This is a genomic window from Acinetobacter sp. I-MWF, assembly GCF_025433935.1.
Lineage (GTDB): Bacteria > Pseudomonadota > Gammaproteobacteria > Pseudomonadales > Moraxellaceae > Acinetobacter > Acinetobacter guillouiae.
The window spans coordinates 3321005-3339230 of sequence record NZ_JAMBAR010000001.1 but is presented as its reverse complement, the minus strand read 5'-3'; the positions used below and the strand labels follow the sequence as shown (position 1 = coordinate 3339230).

General features: G+C 39.9%; 17 protein-coding genes. 10 read left to right on the top strand and 7 right to left on the bottom strand.

What is annotated here, in order from left to right:
- Positions 1-299: 299 nt before the first annotated feature.
- Genes gatB through gatC form a run of 3 tightly spaced genes read right to left on the bottom strand, consistent with a single transcriptional unit; the run spans position 300 to position 3626 of the window.
- Positions 300-1781: an Asp-tRNA(Asn)/Glu-tRNA(Gln) amidotransferase subunit GatB gene (gene gatB, locus M2R48_RS15380; protein ID WP_262086641.1), complete on the bottom strand. Its 1482-nt coding sequence runs from the start codon at positions 1779-1781 to the stop codon at positions 300-302.
- The gene (gene gatA, locus M2R48_RS15375; RefSeq protein WP_262086640.1) at positions 1781-3259 is read right to left on the bottom strand and encodes an Asp-tRNA(Asn)/Glu-tRNA(Gln) amidotransferase subunit GatA; all 1479 of its coding nucleotides are present in this window, start codon (positions 3257-3259) and stop codon (positions 1781-1783) included. The genes gatB and gatA overlap by 1 nt, the downstream gene beginning before the upstream one ends.
- Positions 3260-3311: 52 nt before the next feature.
- Positions 3312-3626 carry an Asp-tRNA(Asn)/Glu-tRNA(Gln) amidotransferase subunit GatC gene (gene gatC / locus M2R48_RS15370; RefSeq protein ID WP_004717422.1) on the bottom strand — a complete coding sequence of 105 codons (315 nt, stop codon included), beginning with the start codon at positions 3624-3626 and terminating at the stop codon, positions 3312-3314.
- A 134-nt stretch (positions 3627-3760) separates the two neighbouring features.
- Here gatC and M2R48_RS15365 point away from each other — a divergent pair, with 134 nt between their 5' ends.
- The 6 genes from M2R48_RS15365 (at position 3761) to M2R48_RS15340 (ending at position 8540) form a co-directional block, all read left to right on the top strand.
- The gene (locus M2R48_RS15365) at positions 3761-4801 is read left to right on the top strand and encodes a rod shape-determining protein (RefSeq protein ID WP_004717418.1); all 1041 of its coding nucleotides are present in this window, start codon (positions 3761-3763) and stop codon (positions 4799-4801) included.
- 31 nt (positions 4802-4832) lie between these two features.
- Complete coding sequence (gene mreC / locus M2R48_RS15360) at positions 4833-5690, top strand: rod shape-determining protein MreC (protein WP_004717416.1); 858 nt, start codon at positions 4833-4835, stop codon at positions 5688-5690.
- The gene (mreD, locus tag M2R48_RS15355) at positions 5677-6174 is read left to right on the top strand and encodes a rod shape-determining protein MreD (RefSeq protein ID WP_004717415.1); all 498 of its coding nucleotides are present in this window, start codon (positions 5677-5679) and stop codon (positions 6172-6174) included. The genes mreC and mreD overlap by 14 nt, the downstream gene beginning before the upstream one ends.
- Positions 6162-6728: a Maf family nucleotide pyrophosphatase gene (locus M2R48_RS15350; protein ID WP_262086639.1), complete on the top strand. Its 567-nt coding sequence runs from the start codon at positions 6162-6164 to the stop codon at positions 6726-6728. Before mreD ends, M2R48_RS15350 begins: the two co-directional genes overlap by 13 nt.
- Before the next feature lie 51 nt (positions 6729-6779).
- Positions 6780-8234 (top strand): ribonuclease G, encoded by a 1455-nt coding sequence (gene rng, locus M2R48_RS15345; RefSeq protein ID WP_262086638.1) that lies wholly within the window; start codon positions 6780-6782, stop codon positions 8232-8234.
- 132 nt (positions 8235-8366) lie between these two features.
- Complete coding sequence (locus tag M2R48_RS15340) at positions 8367-8540, top strand: PA1571 family protein (protein WP_004717412.1); 174 nt, start codon at positions 8367-8369, stop codon at positions 8538-8540.
- An 85-nt stretch (positions 8541-8625) separates the two neighbouring features.
- Here M2R48_RS15340 and M2R48_RS15335 read toward each other — a convergent pair whose 3' ends face one another.
- Both M2R48_RS15335 and M2R48_RS15330 read right to left on the bottom strand, forming a co-directional pair.
- On the bottom strand, positions 8626-10083 hold the full coding sequence (locus M2R48_RS15335) for a WS/DGAT/MGAT family O-acyltransferase (RefSeq protein WP_262086637.1): 1458 nt from the start codon (positions 10081-10083) through the stop codon (positions 8626-8628).
- Positions 10084-10490: 407 nt separating this feature from the next.
- Positions 10491-11225 carry a phosphoadenylyl-sulfate reductase gene (locus tag M2R48_RS15330; protein WP_004717410.1) on the bottom strand — a complete coding sequence of 245 codons (735 nt, stop codon included), beginning with the start codon at positions 11223-11225 and terminating at the stop codon, positions 10491-10493.
- Positions 11226-11546: 321 nt separating this feature from the next.
- Here M2R48_RS15330 and thrH point away from each other — a divergent pair, with 321 nt between their 5' ends.
- Entirely contained in the window at positions 11547-12164 is a 618-nt protein-coding gene (gene thrH, locus M2R48_RS15325) for a bifunctional phosphoserine phosphatase/homoserine phosphotransferase ThrH (protein WP_004717409.1), read from the top strand.
- Positions 12165-12222: 58 nt separating this feature from the next.
- Here the strand turns inward: thrH and M2R48_RS15320 are convergent, their stop codons facing one another.
- Positions 12223-13428, bottom strand: a complete 1206-nt coding sequence (locus M2R48_RS15320; RefSeq protein ID WP_262086636.1) for an MFS transporter — start codon at positions 13426-13428, stop codon at positions 12223-12225.
- 152 nt (positions 13429-13580) lie between these two features.
- Between M2R48_RS15320 and M2R48_RS15315 the strand changes: the two genes are divergently transcribed.
- Positions 13581-14177 carry a TetR/AcrR family transcriptional regulator gene (locus tag M2R48_RS15315; protein ID WP_262086635.1) on the top strand — a complete coding sequence of 199 codons (597 nt, stop codon included), beginning with the start codon at positions 13581-13583 and terminating at the stop codon, positions 14175-14177.
- Between the two features lie 33 nt (positions 14178-14210).
- Here the strand turns inward: M2R48_RS15315 and M2R48_RS15310 are convergent, their stop codons facing one another.
- Positions 14211-14825, bottom strand: a complete 615-nt coding sequence (locus M2R48_RS15310; protein WP_410004164.1) for an arylesterase — start codon at positions 14823-14825, stop codon at positions 14211-14213.
- Between the two features lie 45 nt (positions 14826-14870).
- On the opposite strand from M2R48_RS15310, the gene M2R48_RS15305 reads away from it, so the two are divergent.
- Positions 14871-15620, top strand: coding sequence for an ABC transporter ATP-binding protein (locus M2R48_RS15305; protein WP_034610789.1), 750 nt, complete (start codon positions 14871-14873; stop codon positions 15618-15620).
- Positions 15620-18226, top strand: coding sequence for an ABC transporter permease (locus M2R48_RS15300; RefSeq protein ID WP_262086634.1), 2607 nt, complete (start codon positions 15620-15622; stop codon positions 18224-18226). Before M2R48_RS15305 ends, M2R48_RS15300 begins: the two co-directional genes overlap by 1 nt.

Here is an 18226-nt window from a genome sequence, read left to right as displayed (position 1 = left end):
TGCTCCTGCAATTTTGGCTGGTCTGTCAATATTACTGAATACACTACAATTATTATCTGAACATTCGGTTGATGACCTTAAGCTGATTGCTGAAATTGCATTAGAGTCTCTACAAAAAGATGTGTAGATACCTATGCCCTCTGGGAGAGGGCTGGGGTGAGGGTGCTTTCCCAGATAAAAAATTTTGAAATAAAACAATAGATTTGAATATATGCCAAATTTTTAAAAGCTAAACATACCAATGCCCTAAACAGAGAAAACCCGCTCTAAAGCGGGTTTTCTTTTAAAATTAAATCAGTTTAACCAATCAATTTCTTCATCAATTCATTGACTTGAGTAGGGTTGGCTTTACCACGAGAGGCCTTCATTACTTGACCGACTAGACCGTTGAATGCTTTCTCTTTACCAGATTTATACTCTTCAACCATCTTCTCATTGGCAGCAAGCACTTCTTTGATGATGGCTTCAATGGCACCTGTATCAGTTTCCTGTTTCAAGCCTTTTTCAGCAATGATGTCATCTGCAGTTTTGCCTTCTTCCCACATAAAGCCAAACACTTGCTTAGCAATCTTACCGCTAATCGTGTTGTCAACAATACGTGCGATCATCCCGCCAAGTTGTTCTGCTGAAACAGGAGAATCTTGAAGTTCAAGGCTGGCTTTATTTAAAGCACCTGAGAATTCACCCATCACCCAGTTTGCAGCAACTTTACCTTGAGCTGCGCCGCCAGAAGCCGTAACAACCGCTTCATAGAAGTCAGCCAATTCACGAGATAGCGTCAGTACATGTGCATCATATTCAGTCACTGCAAAGTCTGCGATAAAACGCGCACGACGTGCTTTAGGTAACTCAGGAAGTGCAGCACGTGCAGCTTCAATTTGCTCATTTACAATGATCACTGGAAGCAAGTCAGGGTCAGGGAAGTAACGGTAATCGTTGGCTTCTTCCTTAGAACGCATTGAACGTGTTTCCATTTTGTTCGGATCGAACAAACGGGTTTCTTGATCAATACGACCGCCATCTTCCAAGATGTCCATTTGACGTTGAATTTCAACATTGATGGCTTGTTCGATAAAACGGAATGAGTTGAGATTTTTTAACTCACAACGGGTACCAAATGGTTGCCCTGGACGACGTAACGATACGTTACAGTCAGCACGGAATGAACCTTCAGCCATGTTACCGTCAGAAATCCCTAACCAACGCACCAAAGTGTGAATCGATTTGATATAAGCAACAGCTTCTTCAACTGAACGCATATCAGGTTCAGACACGATTTCAAGTAAAGGTGTGCCAGCACGGTTTAAGTCGATGCCAGACATGCCTTCGAATTGATCGTGAATCGATTTACCTGCATCTTCTTCCAAATGCGCACGAGTCACGCCTATACGCTTCACTGTGCCATCTTCAAGCTGGATATCGATATGACCTAGCCCAACGATAGGATTGTCCATCTGGCTGATCTGGTAGCCTTTTGGCGAGTCTGGGTAAAAGTAGTTCTTACGCGCGAACACAGAGGCTTGGTCGATATAGGCATCAATCCCCAAACCAAAACGAATTGCAAGATCAACCACTTCTTGGTTTAACACAGGAAGTACACCCGGCATTGCCAAATCAACAAGGCTGGCTTGAGTATTCGGGTCTTGACCAAATTCAGTTGATGAACCTGAAAAGATTTTAGACTGAGTTGCAAGCTGTGTGTGAATCTCAATACCAATAACGACTTCCCAACCGTCAATCAGCTTTGACACGGATGGTGCTAACTTTTGAGCTTCAGTCATTATGCATTCTCCTCAGCAATAGCCGCACGTTTAGTATGCCAATCTGTATTTTGTTGATATTGATGCACAATTGAAAGTAATTGTGATTCTGACCAATAGTTACCAATTAACTGTAAACCTACTGGGAGATTATTCGTATCAAAACCAACAGGTGCGTTAATGGCTGGTAAGCCGGCCAAGTTCACCGCAAGTGTATAGATATCACCTAAATACATTTCGGTTGGACTCAAGTTCGCACCGATTTTGTATGCTGTCGTAGGTGCAGATGGTGCTGCAATCACATCGACATTTTCAAAAGCTTTTAAGAAATCTTGTTGGATTAAACGACGAACTTTTTGTGCTTTCACATAATAAGCCTCGTAATAACCAGCAGAAAGCGCATAAGTTCCAATCAAGATACGACGTTGTACTTCTGCACCAAACGCTTCTGAACGAGAGCGTTTATAGAGATCTAAAATATCCGTTGGGTTTTCACAACGGTAGCCATAGCGAACACCGTCATATCGTGACAAGTTAGAAGACGCTTCCGCAGGCGCGATCAAATAATAAGTTGGTACATAGGCTTCAGTCATGTTGAGGTCAATCTCAACCAATGTCGCGCCCATGTCTTGCAATTTTTTCAAAGATTCTTCAACACGTGCCTTAACTTCTGCATCAAGGCCTTGAACATTGAAGTATTGTTTTGGAATACCAATACGTAAACCTTTCACTGCTGTTGCATTTAAGTTTGCAACATAGTCATCCACTTCTTTGTTGATTGAGGTTGAATCTTTGAGGTCATGTCCAGCAATGGTGTTCATCAAAAAGGCACAGTCTTCAGCAGAACGTGCCATTGGGCCACCTTGATCCAGTGATGATGCAAATGCAATCATTCCGAAACGAGAGACACGGCCATAGGTCGGTTTAAGACCGGTTAAGCCACAGAAAGAAGCCGGCTGGCGAATTGAACCACCTGTGTCGGTGCCTGTTGCAAGCGGTGCAAGATCAGCCGCGACAACAGCCGCAGAACCACCAGAAGAGCCACCAGGAACATGTTCTAAGTTCCATGGGTTTTTAGTCGCGCCGTAGAATGAACTTTCAGAGGTTGAACCCATTGCGAATTCATCCATGTTCACTTTACCTAAAGTCACTAGGCCAGCTGCTTTGGCTTTCGCCACCACAGTTGCATCATAAGGTGAAATGAAATTGTCTAGCATTTTTGAACCCGCAGTGGTTTTAATCCCTTGGGTACAGAAAATATCTTTATGCGCCAGTGGAACACCAGTCAATACGCCAGCAGTTCCAGATTTTAGTAAGTTGTCAGCAGCATCAGCTTGAGCCAATGCTTGTTCGGGAGTGACCGTTACATACGATTTGACACGATCATCAATTTTCGCAATACGGTCCAAATAATGCTGAGTCAATTCACGAGATGAAAATTGGGCAGATTTTAAGCCTTCTGTCATTTCACGAATCGATAAACGGTGTAAATCAGTCATGAGTACAATTCTTTACGATTAATTTTTTAAAATAAGTTCATTTGATCAAATATTATTCAATCACTCTCGGAACGAGGTACAAACCATCCTGAGTTGCAGGAGCAATGGCTTGATATTCTTCACGATGGTTCGCTTCAGTCACGACATCTGGACGAAGTGGTTGCGGATTATCAAATGGGCTCTTAAGTGGCTCAACACCATCGGTATTGATCGCTTTTAAGGTCTCCATCATCCCTAAGATTTTATTTAAACTTTGAGCATATTCAGCAGATTGCGTATCATTCAGCGACAATCGAGCAAGATTGGCGATTTGTGATACAGTTTGTGCATTTAATTCTGCAGAATGCTGAACATCTGAACTTGACATGATGTCTCACCTAATCAGTTTTAAAAAAATTCAAAATATCGTGCGTTATAATAAGCGATTGACTTGTTCAAATCATCACATTTAGTTAAAGTTGCCATCTTGCGTCCATATAAAGTTTAAACTGAGAACGACCCGTGATTCTAAAACGACTAATTGGCTTGTTTTCGCCAGATCTCGCCATTGATTTAGGTACTGCAAATACACTTATTTATGCACCAGGAAGGGGCATTATATTAAACGAACCGACAGTTGTGGCGATTCGTCACAGTGGTTCGCAGAAAATTGTTGCAGCTGTGGGTTTAGATGCTAAGCAAATGCTTGGTCGTACCCCAGCCAATATTTCTGCAATCCGTCCGATGAAAGATGGTGTTATTGCAGATTTCGAAGTTACTGAAACCATGTTAAATCAATTTATTGGTAAAGTGCATGAAAAACGTTTATTTCCACCTGCACCTCGTGTAGTGGTATGCGTACCATGTAAATCAACATTGGTAGAACGCCGTGCGATTCGTGAAGCTGTGTTTAACGCAGGCGCACGTGATGTACGTTTGATTGAAGAGCCTATGGCTGCTGCGATTGGGGCGGGTATGCCTGTTGAGCAAGCATGTGGTTCTATGGTCGTAGATGTGGGTGGTGGTACAACTGAAATTGCCATCATTTCCTTACAAGGTTGTGTGTACGCAGATTCTTTACGTATTGGCGGCGATGTTTTTGATGAACAAATTATTAACTATGTACGTAAAGCACATGGTTGTGTAATTGGTGAAACAACAGCTGAAACTATCAAAAAAGAAGTGGGTATGGCTGTTGCTGACGGCACAACTTTAGAAATTGAAGTTCGTGGTCGTAACCTTGCTGAAGGTGTACCGCGTGCCATTACGGTAACTTCAGATGAAATTACCCAAGCGATTTCTGATCCATTACAAAGTATTGTTTCTGCTGTGAAATCAGCACTTGAGCAAACTCCACCTGAGTTATCTTCTGATATCGCAGAGCGTGGTATTGTGTTGACAGGTGGTGGTGCATTACTGCGTAACCTCGATAAGTTGCTTGCTCAAGAAACAGGTTTACCTGTTGTTGTAGCAGAAGATCCTTTAACTTGTGTAACGCGTGGTGGCGGTAAAGTCTTAGAATTCTTTGACAATCCAAACCATGATATGCTTTTTGTAGGCTAAACTATACTCGATTAAGTTTAAGGATGAGGCGGTGCAACCGAATCTCTTTTCAAGACAACCGCCATCTTTTCGCTCGTTCATCATTGCGGTCATCACTTGTTTGGTAGTGCTGTTTTTTAACTGGCGCATGCCACAAGTGATTCAACCTGCAAGAGATGTCTTGTATGCGGCATATAATCCAATTTATGCCTTAGCAAGCTATCCTGTATTGTCGAAAGAATGGCTAAATCAACAAACTAAATCTGAGGCTCAGTTACGTCGTGAAAATACCGCGATGCAAGCTGAACTGCTTCAGGCTCAAGTACGTCTGCAAAAACTCTCTGAACTTTCTGCTGAAAATACCCGTTTACGTGGTTTGCTCGATACGCCATTAATTATCGATGGGCGTATGGAAATTGCAGAAGTGATTGGAACTGATGCCGATCCATTGCGTCATATCATTATCATTAACCGTGGTGAAGCCAATCATTTAAAAGTCGGGCAAACCGTTTTAGATGATAAAGGTATCATGGGGCAAATCATCAACGTCTATCCACATAGTAGCCGCGTCATGTTGCTTTCCGATAAAGAACATTCTTTATCTGTACGTTTAGAAAGCTCAGGTATGCGCGCCATCGTGACGGGTACTGGTGATTTAGGACATTTGAAAATGGAATATGTTCCAACAAGTGCCAATATCAAAGTGGGTGATAAAGTTTATAGTTCAGGTTTGGGGCAACATTTCCCAGCAGGCTATTTGGTTGGTTCAGTATCTAAAGTCATGCGTCATAACACGGGTGAGTTTGCGCAAATTGATGTGGTTCCCGCTGCACAATTAGCAGGTGGTCATCATGTTGTGGTACTTTTCTCTGATTCTTTAGCGATGGAGCAGCCAAATGTTGATCGCTAAGAAATTACCTTCTGAAAAGCAACGTAAAGATCCATTATGGATCATTGTTGTATCAATTATTATTGGTTCAATTTTAGTGGTTTATCCGATGTCCTATGCATTAGCAGGATGGCGACCACTGTATATGTTTTTAATCATGCTGTTTTGGGTGCTGTGTCAGCCTACATGGTGTGGAATTTGGTTTGCATTTACCATGGGGCTATTTACTGACTTATTGTTAGATGCACCTTTGGGGATGAATGCATTGAGCTATGTGCTGATTGCATTTTTAACTCGCTATTTTATTCGAGAAAGACGTGTACTGACATTTAGTAATCTTTGGATTATTAGTATGTTTGCAATTCTTGCGCATTTGGTCTTTACCTTTATGGCACAAGTGATGGCAGGTACGCATTTTTCGATTACCCGTCATTGGCAAACATTGGTTTCGAGTATTTTTTGCTGGCCAGTTCTTTATTATTTATTAAGAAGATGGCGCATTTAATTCTGGCCTCAGGCTCGCCAAGGCGTAAAGAGCTGCTCTTACAAGTGGGCTTGGATTTTAGCATCCACAGCCCAGACATTGATGAATCTGTCTTGGAACATGAACAGATTGAGCAGTATGTACAACGTTTGGCTGAAAGCAAAGCCAAAGTGGTATTGAATTTGCACCCGCAAAGCACTGTTATTGCAGCAGATACAAGCTTGGTTTTTGCCAATCAAATTATTGGGAAACCAACATCTAAGCAGCATGCTTTTGAAATATGGACATTATTGTCAGGTCAAAAACATGAAGTATTGACAGGTGTTTGCGTTGCAAATGCACATCAATTATTGAGTGTCGTGGTTCGCACGGAAGTTGAGTTCCAACAATTCAGTCTGAATGATATGGAAGAATATTGGGCTACAGGTGAACCTTTGGGGAAAGCTGGTGCATATGCAATTCAAGGCATTGCGGCAAAGTATGTGACAGGTATAAAGGGTAGTTATAGCAATGTGGTTGGGCTACCGTTGCATGAAACGATACAGTTACTTGATCGTATAGATCAGCGCAGTTGAGGCACTAAATTAACTGCTGAAAAGAATTTTTATAATGTTTTGAGTTTAGTTATGTCTGACGAGTTATTGATTAACGTCACACCTATGGAATGTCGTGTGGCGCTAATTCAAAATGGTACGGTCAACGAACTGTTTGTTGAACGAACTGTTAAACGCGGGTTAGTCGGGAATATTTATAAAGGAAAAGTTGTCCGTGTACTTCCAGGGATGCAAGCAGCCTTTGTCGATATCGGGTTATCTCGTACTGCATTCTTACACATCAATGATATGATTTGGCCGCGTAATCAACCTACGCCAAATGTCTTTGAGTTATTACAACCCGGTCAAATTCTGACGGTTCAAGTGATGAAAGACATGTTGGGCACCAAAGGTGCGCGACTGAGTACAGATCTTTCTATCCCATCTCGTTATCTTGTCTTGATGCCATATGGCAGTCATATTGGTGTATCGCAACGGATTGAGTCTGAAGAAGAACGTGACCGTTTACGCTCGATGATTGAAAGAATTCAAAGCGAGCATAAGTTGCCGGGTTCAGTGATTGTACGTACAGCCGCTGAAGGAATTGAAGAGGCTTCAATTGCTCAAGATATGGCATATTTAGCCAAGCTTTGGGAGTTTATTCAGAAAAAACAAAAAATTATTGCAGTACCTTCGTTGATTTTTGAAGAGCTTCCTTTACCACAACGTGTTATTCGTGATTTAGCCAATGATGATACGGCAACGATTTATGTAGATTCACGAGAAGTACATGCCAAGTTGCAAGAGTTCGTTTGTGAATTTGTACCGAGTATGGAAAGCCGCTTGCAGCATTATCCTGGTGAGCGTCCACTTTTTGATTTGTACAATGTCGAAGAAGATATCCAAAAAGCATTACAAACCCGTGTAGCTTTGAAGTCAGGTGGCTATCTGATGATAGACCAGACTGAAGCGATGACCACAATTGATGTTAATACAGGTTCGTATGTTGGTGGGCGCACGCTTGAAGACACGGTGTTTAAAACCAACATGGAAGCGACGCAGGTGATCGCGCGCCAATTACGCTTACGTAATTTGGGTGGCATTATCATTATTGACTTCATTGATATGCAGGAAGCTGTACATCGTGAAGAGGTCATGAACCAGTTTGATAAAATGCTGGAACGTGACCATGCAAAAACCAAGATTACCCAAGTCTCTGAACTTGGCTTAGTTGAAATGACACGTAAACGTACCCGTGAATCATTAGAGCATTTGTTGTGTGAATCATGTCCGACCTGTCAAGGGCGCGGATTTGTGAAAACAGCAGAGACAGTGTGTTACGAAATTTTTCGAGAAATCTTAAGATATACCCGTGCTTATGAGTCTAAGAGTGGCTTTACTGTTATCGGTCATCCATCGGTGATTGATCGCCTATTAACTGCGGAAGCCCCAGCTGTCGCGGATTTAGAGCATTTTATTAATCGCGTGATTAAATTCCAAGTCGAAAATTTATACACGCAAGAGCAATACGATATCATTTTGAGTTGAAATTGTAACAGGATGTCGTTAAACAGTTGTTACATCTGAAATTTTACTTTTTCAACTGATTTCACAATACTAGATTACAAAGGTAGCCAAAGACTTTCTCCCTTTCACAGTCTTAGCAAGTGAGGTCATAAAATGAGTGTAAGTGAACAATTAATCAGTCGTAGTATCAAGCATGTGTTGGAAAGCCAGCCTAAAAATACATGTGTTATGTTAGATGACAATGGTCAAGAAGTGAAAATCACCAAAGATATGGTGGTTAATGTCTGTCATCAACTGTTAAATAAGTGTCGTAATGTTAAAGATTAAGGGGCATATATTAGCCCCTTAATTTTTGAATCAATTTATGTTTTTATCTCTCAAACAACACTAAAATCAAATCAATTATAAAATCCTATACTAACTTTCGTGCAGCAACAGATTCCTTCATTACATCTTGAGTATCCGTTTTTGCCTTGGCTTGAGCGTTTGGCTTTTTATCAGCGAGTTCTAGTGCATTTTTCTCTGCAATAATTTGCTCAAACTTTTGGATTTCATTTTCCAAATGCGTGAGAAGATTCTGCAATTTAGGTAGAGATTTGCGGCAACCGGTTAAACCGACTTCTAATTTATCTAAATAACTGGTCATGGTGATATTTAGTGCCTGACCATCCAAAACAATAGAAACAGGGTAGAGAGCATCTAATTTAGCGCCATTCCAATACAAAGGTTCACGTGGTCCAGGTACATTGGAAATGATTACGTTAAACGCCTGACGTTTTGGCATAAGTCCTGATGCAATATTGACGCCTGCTGCACCAAAAACGAAAGCACTATAATTTAAGATTTGATCAGAACTCATACGTTTAAAACGATTTTTTGCATTTTGTACACTGCGCTTAATAATATCTAAACGCTCTAAAGGACTTTCTTTATGTGTACCTAAATTTGCCAAAATCATGGTGATACGGTTACTCATATCTGAGTCATCATCACGTAATGAGGCTGGAACCATCGCAATCAGCGGTTTTTTGGGTAAAGCTTCTTGTGTGATCAAATAATCACGTAATGCACCTGCACACACCGCAAGTACCACATCATTAATCGTAACACCAAGGGCTTTGGAAATATCTCTAAAACGATCAAGTTCAAAAGACTGAGCGGCGAAACGACGTGATGAACTTACCCGTTGGTTAAATAAACTGCTTGGTGCTTGGAAGCTTGAAACATAATCGGGGTTTTTCCCCATTTCTTTAAATACTGTTTGGAACAGCTCTTGAGTCACTTTAGGTGCTGCTTCAACTTGTCCTTTTAAAGCAGAGAATATTTTTTTAGCTTTATCCAGTTTAGTTTCTTTTAAACGTTTTGCCCGTTTACCTTCGACACACCAAGGTGGAATAATGGTTTTGGAGTCAGCATCTTTTGAAAATGATTTTTCTACCAGACGCATACCTGCCACACCATCAATCATGGCATGGTGGATTTTAAAATACATGGCAAAGCGATTGCCTTCAATCCCTTCAATAATATGACAGGTCCAAAGTGGCTTTGCTCGGTCAATCAGCGAACTATGTTCCTGTGAAATATAAACCAATAATTCACGGATACGTCCCGGATGAGGTAATGCGATATGACGGAAATGATGGTCAATATCAAATTCTTCATCTTCATCCCAAAACATGCCGCTTAAGCGGTTGTTAAAGGGTGGAACAGGAATAGATTTTGAATTACGAATATCCGCAACGAGATCTTGAATGAAGGTAGAAGGTGCATGTTCTGGTATTTCAAATAAGAATAGCCCACCAACATGCATGGGTTGTTGACGTTTTTCTAAATTTAAAAAAATAAAATCAATAGGGTGTAATGGGCGCATAGTCTTGGATTGCCTCACTGCAATTTCTACAACAACTCATTTATGAGCTGGTGAATTGTTAGAATTATAGAACCGTGTAACTTGGGTCTGTTGATCATTCGTCCATGTTTACAATAATGTGATGTTAGAAAACATCAGGTACATCGTTACATTTTGTGTTGCCAACAATGCAGCGCTTTGTTGGCACTCAGGGTATAGCTAAAATTATCTCAGTTTGAGTGATGAAACTTGAAAATAGTCTCACTATTTTTTTTCATGCCTTTGCTTACTAAACTTTAGCTCACAACACAAACTATAGATGAAATATCAACAAACCTAGTATAAAACTTTTCTAAGCGTAAAATCCAAGCATTTCGATGAACGTTAAGTTAATAAAAAATCATGAGATTTAATGACTTTTTCTACTATCACTTTTTTAAATTGCCTGCATGTAAGCCACATTCTTTATGTGTTGCTTCCTCCCACCACCAACGGCCTTCACGTTCATGTTGATTTGGCAATACTGGACGGGTACATGGCTCGCAGCCAATTGAGATAAAGCCTTTTTCATGTAATGGATTATAAGGAATCTCCATCATACGAATATAGTTCCATACATCCGCACTTGACCAATTGGCCAATGGATTATATTTAATCAGTTGTTTTCCTTCACCAGAAAAACCACTATCCGCTTGAATAACTGGAATTTCCGTACGTGTGCCCGGACTTTGATCTTTGCGTTGTCCAGTAATCCAACCATCTAAAGTGGCTAATTTTTTACGTAGTGGCTGAACTTTTCGGATACCACAGCATTCTTTATGGTCATCTTGATAGAAGCTAAATAAACCTTTTTCATTGACCAACTGTTGAACGGCATCGGCTTCTGGAAAGCAAATCTCAATTTTAATCCCATAGTGTTTACGTACGGTTTCAAGAAATTGATAGGTTTCAGGGTGTAAACGACCTGTATCTAAACTAAAAACACGAAATGGTTTACCTAAATTATGTGCCATATCGATAAGTACAACATCTTCTGCGCCAGAAAATGAAATTGCGATTTCACCTTGCTGAGAAAGTGCAAGTTCTAAAATTTCAGAAGGTGATTTGTCGGCATACTCAGTCGCAAGTGCGTCCACAAGATCTATGGTTGGAATGGCGGTCATATCTGCTCCTGGCAGTTAGCTTGAAGCTACAATTTTCGTAAACATGTTCAAAAGATATTTGAATTTAAGCATTTTGGCAAAAATTAGCACAATTCAACTTCTGTGAATTGCTGCTTTTGACGATCAAGATATTTTAAAGTAAATGAAATATGCCACTTAGCAGATTAATTAAAATGCTTATGAATAAAACAGATTTGTAAACATTCATAAGTCTTATGCATAACCAAATGAAATCGATTTGCTGTAAAAACTTTCAGCATTCTTTTTAAACTTTAGTGCTATGATAAGCCCAAAATTTTTAACTGACATTTGGGAGAACCCATGGAAATCGTATGTCTTGATCTTGAGGGTGTATTGGTACCAGAAATCTGGATCAATTTTGCTAAAAAAACAGGAATCAAAGAATTAGAAGCAACAACTCGTGATATCCCTGACTACGATGTGTTGATGACTCAACGTTTAAATATTCTTAAACAGCATGGTTTAGGCTTAAATGACATTCAAGCTGTGATTGCAGACATGGGGCCATTTCCGGGTGCAAAAGAGTTTGTAGAATGGTTACGTACCCATTTTCAGTTGATTATTCTTTCAGATACATTTTATGAGTTTGCACATCCGTTGATGCAACAGTTGGGTTGGCCAACAATTTTCTGTCATAAATTAGAAACTGATGAAAATGGTATGATCACTGCGTATAAATTGCGCCAACCTGATCAAAAACGTGAAGCTGTAAAAGCCTTACATGGTCTAAATTACCGTGTAATCGCAGCAGGCGATTCGTATAACGATACAACCATGTTGGGTGAAGCTGATCATGGTTTCTTATTTGACGCGCCTGAAAATGTGATTCGTGAATTTCCACAGTTCCCGCCAATTCATGGTTATGACGCACTTAAAGAAGCGATTCGCAAAGCATCTATTCGTGATATTCCAGCTTAATCTAAGATTTAAATCCAAAGGCGCTCAATGCGCCTTTTGTTTTGCTTTTTAACATGCTTTAATGAATGTTCTGTTTATTTTTAAGCGCAAAAACAAACGCCAAGCTGGCTAACAAGATAATCATACAAATATAGACATCTGCAGTAAAAATTAAGCCCACTTTATTGACAAAGTATCCAGCAATAATCGCAGGTATACTAAAGGCCAAATAACTTTCAACAAAAAATGCGGCCATTAAACCTGCACGTTGTTCAGGTAAAGCTAAGGGCATAACAGCACGAATTGCACCCATAAAACCGGTACCAAAGCCAACCCCTGTTACTACAGCACCAATAAATAATAAGATTGGTTGCACCAGATGAATGCCAAGGAAAATAACACTTGAGCCCGAGACAATCGTAATTGCAGCAGTGACTAAAATTTTAAATGTTGGCGCATTGCGCAGGGTTAAAATCCCAACAGCCCCTGAAACTGATAGAGTAATAAACATCATGCCATTCAGCCATGCCGATTGCACATGGAAAGCTTGAGCCAGCAATGAAGGCATTAACGAGAGGAAGAACCCACTGACCATCCATAACGAGATATTAATTGGACTTACGATCAAGAGTGCTTTTCGGGTTTGTACTGGAACAGTCAGTTGCGGTTTTAATGATGCCAAAGCACCCACACGATTAGTTGCGGTTTCAGGGCTAAAAATTGCAATAAATGTGGTAGATACAAAAAGAAAGATGAGTATTTCAAAAATAAGTGTCAATGGAACAGCCGAAAATTCTAAAACAATGCAGGTCATCAGCATACCCGCAGCCATACCAAGCATAGGAGAAATACTATTAATTAAAGAACCCTGTGTTTTACTCAGATCAAGCAAAGCTGCTCCAAACGTAGATGCGGCTAAAGCCGTGGCAATACCTTGCAAACCTCGTGCGATAAACAGCATTTCGATATTGGATGCAAACAAGAAAAAGCCCATGGACAGAATTTCTAAAATCAAAGCCACAAAAATAACCGGCTTACGTCCAATATAATCAGACAATGATCCTGCCACCAATAAGGTTAATAGCAATGCAAACGCATAGGTGGCAAAGATAAGCGTTAATAAAACAGGAGAAAAATGGAAGTGTTGTTGATACAAACGATATAACGGTGTTGGTGCGCTTGAGGCTGCCAAAAAGGCCATAAGGGTAAAAGTATGTGTGTACAGTGCAGCATTATGGCTTAATTTATAGGAAGTCACTTGACGATTAAAATTAGAGTTGCGCATAATCAATATGTACATAAAAGCTATTAATTAGCTTTTATACCGTATTTTGGATTAAACACAAAGGTTTAGCTAAGATGATTTTTGATTAAAGCTGTTCTTCAATCATTAACCCATTGATCGATTTTCATTTATAGATTTGTAGTGATTTGCTGATGACGAAAGTGATTACAGGTTTGCGTCCCGGTGGGCGCAGTGCACGAATACAAGCTGCAGTTCATAATGCGGTGCAAACATTACAGCAGAATGTTGCTGTGGCAGATTTGACGATTCCGATGATTGCTGAATATGCAGGAGTCACCCCCTCTACGATCTATCGACGGTGGGGAGATTTATCTCAATTGCTTGCGGATGTCGCTTTTAATATTTTACATCCAGACAGTGTACCTGCGGATCTTGGTAGTTTTAAGCAAGACTTATATGCATGGATGGAGCAATATTTTGAGGAATATGCCTCACCCGTTGGGCGTACAATCTTAAGCGATATTGTGGCGGAAAATGATTCGCCAACCTCTGGTAAGTGTTATGACTTTTTGATTCAACAGTTAGACATTATTCAGCAACGTGCCCAGCAAAGAAATGAAACAAGCATCGACAATCAACTGATTATTGAAATTGTGATTGCACCCATGTTGCATCGGATTCTATTTACCGAACAAGAATCGAGTTTGGACTATATTCAACATTTATTAGCACGTTTATTTAATTTTGCGGATATCTTAAAAAACACGACATCCGATTTTGAGAAGTAAACAGGTGCAATCATTTCGGGTTTTGAGAAAAACTTAAAGCGCACCTCGAATCAACGGATAGATATTATCGAGTAGAATTTTCTGTGCCGTTGCATTGGGGTGGATTAAGTCTTTTTGCATCAAACTTTTATTGCCTGCAATTCCATTCATAAAAAACGGATGCATTTTAACTTTGTATTGTTGGCTTAGGGTTTGGTAGTTTTTCTCAAAAGCTTGGCTATAAGCTGCACCATAATTCGGTGGAATTTTCATTCCCAATAAAATAACCGTGGCTTGGCTTTTCTGGCTTTGTTGAATTAATTGCGCAAGATTTTTCTGAATCATTTGTGGCGGTTGACCACGTAAACCATCATTGCCACCCAACTCAATCACCACGATATCAGGTTTATGGCTTTGTAATAGTTTTGGAAAACGCGCCAACGCACCACTGGTGGTTTCACCACTTACACTGGCATTCACCACATTATGTTGTTTAGGAAATTGTTGGTTTAAACGTTGCTGTAGCAAGAAAACCCAGCCTTGTTGTGGGTTGATACCATAACCCGCACTTAAGCTATCACCTAAAATCATGATCGTTTTTGCAAAACTACTAACGGGCAACAGACAGATTATGCTAAAAAATAAACAATGAATTAGGTTTTTCATCATTTTCAAATTTAACAATTTTTTGATTTGCATATAAGGTACTTTATGATGTCTAAGGTTCAGGATGATTCAACTTCTCCCATCATGCCACAAGTGATAATTTCTGCACAGCAACTTACACAAAAGATAGAATTACCTCATCAAACGCTTACAATTTTTGAAAATCTAAATCTTAATATTTATACAGGTGAACAGGTCGCGATTACTGGACGTTCTGGTTCCGGAAAATCAACTTTATTGGGCATCCTTGCTACTCTCGATCAAGCCAGTGCAGGTCAACTCAGTGTTTGTGGTGAAGCGATTGAGCATTTAAACGAAGAACAACGTGCGTTGATTCGGCTTCAATATATTGGTTTTGTATTTCAATCTTTCCAGTTGCTCCCACATCTTTCTGCCTTAGAAAATGTGATGTTACCATTACGTTTACAGAAGAATTTTAATTATGCACACGCTGAACAAAAATCCTTAAGTTTATTGGCCAAAGTTGGTTTAGAACGACAAAGCCAGCAAACCCCGAAAGTATTGTCTGGTGGGGAGCAACAACGGGTTGCCATTGCACGAGCTTTAATTTCTGACCCCAAAATTATTTTTGCTGACGAACCTACAGGCAATTTAGATGAACATACTGCATTTGAAATTGAACAACTCTTATTTGATTTAAATAAAGAACTCGGTACAACTTTAGTGCTTGTCACTCACGATTCGCAATTGGCCGCACAGTGCCAACGTCATTATGAATTAAAAGATGGTCAATTGATTGAACATGTGCAGACTCCTCAATCGAATGAGGTGGTGTAATGTTAACCTTGTTTAAACCCTTATTTAGGCAAAGTTTTGCCAGTTCAGGTATATATCTGCTGATTATTGCCTTGAGTTTAGCCATTAGTGCAACTACTGCATTAAAGTTTAGCAATGATCAAGTCAAACAAGCAGTGACCTTACAAGCTGCTAAAATGCAAGCTGCAGATTTACAACTTAGTGATACAGATCCAATTGACCAACAATGGATCAAACAGGCTGATGATTTAAAATTAAAACAGTCACATGTCACTATTTTTGGTTCAATGGCCTCTACGCAGGATCAGTTTGTAATGGTCAATGTGAAAGCCATTGACACAGCATTTCCCTTACGTGGTGAATTAAGGATTGCGCCAAAACAAGCCTTACGAAGTGGTGGTGTTTGGCTAAGCAAACGCGCACAAGAGTTATTAAAATTAAACCTAGGTGATAACGTTCAAATTGCCAATGGTCAGTTTAAAGTTACTGGCATCATTGAACATGATTCAAATCAAGAATTAGGTTTTTCCGCCTTTTCGCCAACCGTGATTATCTCTCAAGCAGATGTTGCAAAAACGGGTGCAATTCAAGTTGGAAGTCGAATTGAATATCGTTTGTTGATGGCAGGGGATGCGGAGTCGATTGCAACATATCAGCAATTTTTTAAGACATTTAAAGCGCAAGAAAAGCAAAATGTGAATCCAAAGATTGCACAAAATTCGGATGCAGATTCAGCTTTAAGTGCATCAAGTGCCAATGCATTGACTGAAACATTGACTAAAAATCAGCCAGCAACACACTCACAAACAGATCAATCCATACAAGATCAACAAAATGCGGATAATGAATTAGATGCACAAAGTAATTTGAGACTCCGTAATGCAGATGAGGGCAATTCACGCTTACTTAAACCAATTGAAAATCTCGATACTTTCTTACAATTGGCCAATATTCTGACGATTCTTTTATGTGGTTTAGCCATCGCTTTAACCAGTCAGCGTTATGTACAGCAGAACCAAGATCATATTGCGCTGATGCGTTGTATGGGGTCAACGAAACGGCAAATTTTTCAAACTTATCTTGGGTTACTGAGCGTCGTTATTTTAATCGCCATTGTCATTGGCAGTATTTTAGGACTGATTTTAGGTTATTCATTATTGCAATTGATGTTGCAGATGATTCCTAACCTAGAGTTGCAATTTTCAATGTTGCAGATGTTGGTCGGTCCTTTACCTATTGCAATCTTTACCAGTGCAATTGTATTGATTGGATTTATTTTACCGAGCTTGTGGCAACTGTTAAATACACCGCCTATTCGGGTGATACGCCAACAAGAAAAGTCGGCACGTTCAATGTTGTGGATGATGGCAACGGGTTTAGTTAGTCTGATTATTTTTAGTTTGGTCTTGACCGAAAATCTGATACTTACTGCGTTGGTCATGGGTGCAGTCATTGTGTTAACAGGTTTGTTATATGCAGTGGTTTGGATGATTTTAAAGACTTTAAAATCAATGAAAAATAGGCTCTCAGCCTATATCCGAACCCCTTCGCAAACCGCATTGCAAATTACCGCTTTGGCATTGGGTTTAAGTCTGATCACGGTACTTGCTGTATTGAGAACTGATTTATTAGAGCGTTGGCAGCAACAATTGCCTGAGGGGACGCCTAACCAGTTTATTTATGGTCTACCACCATTTGAACTGGAGGCTTTTAAACAACAATTGGTACAGCAACACTGGAAAAGCACACCGTTATATCCCAATGTAAAAGGGCGCTTATTGGCAAAAAATGGTCAAGCTTTTCCTGCCCAATTGGTAAAAACCAATAATTCTTTACGTCGTGAGTTAAATCTCACCCAAGCAGATCATTATCCACAAGACAATATCATTATTGCTGGAGATGCTCAATTGACTCAAATTGGACAGGTATCTGTAGAGGCCAAACTGGCTGAAGAGTTGGGCATCAAAATTGGCGATCGTTTAACCTTTAGTTTGCCTGAAGGAAATTTGGACGCGCAAGTTGTGAATTTGCGTACAGTAGAATGGCAAAGCTTTAGTCCAAACTTTTTCTTTATTTTTACTCCAAAGACGTTGGATGAAAACGCAGGCAGCTACTTAGGGAGTTTTTATGTACCGCCGAGTGAAAAAATCAAGATGGTTAATCTGATTCAACAATTTTCCAATACGGTCTTTATTGATGTCTCTTTAATTTTTGATGAAATTAAAAACTTGGTTTCTGTGTTGGTCAAAATCATTACAGTTTTGGCAGTATTGGTGAGTTTATCTGGCTTTTTGGTACTGATTGCCTGTATCAATTTGCTGATGGATGAGCGTAAAAAAGAAGTGGCATTGTTACGTTCTTTTGGTAGTTCAAAGCGTCAGTTAAAAAATATGATGAGTTTTGAAATCGGCTTTATTGGATTATTGGCGGGAATCGTTTCCTGTTTCTTTGCAGAGGTGATTAGTGCCGTTGCCAGTTATCGTATGGAAATGGTGATGCAATTACATTGGGAAATTTGGCTGATTTTACCAATTTCGATGGCAGTGTTGTGCGCATTGATTGGGCGTTACCGATTGAGCTATTTATCCGAAATCCCACCATTGCAAAGTCTAAGAGAGTTGAATTAA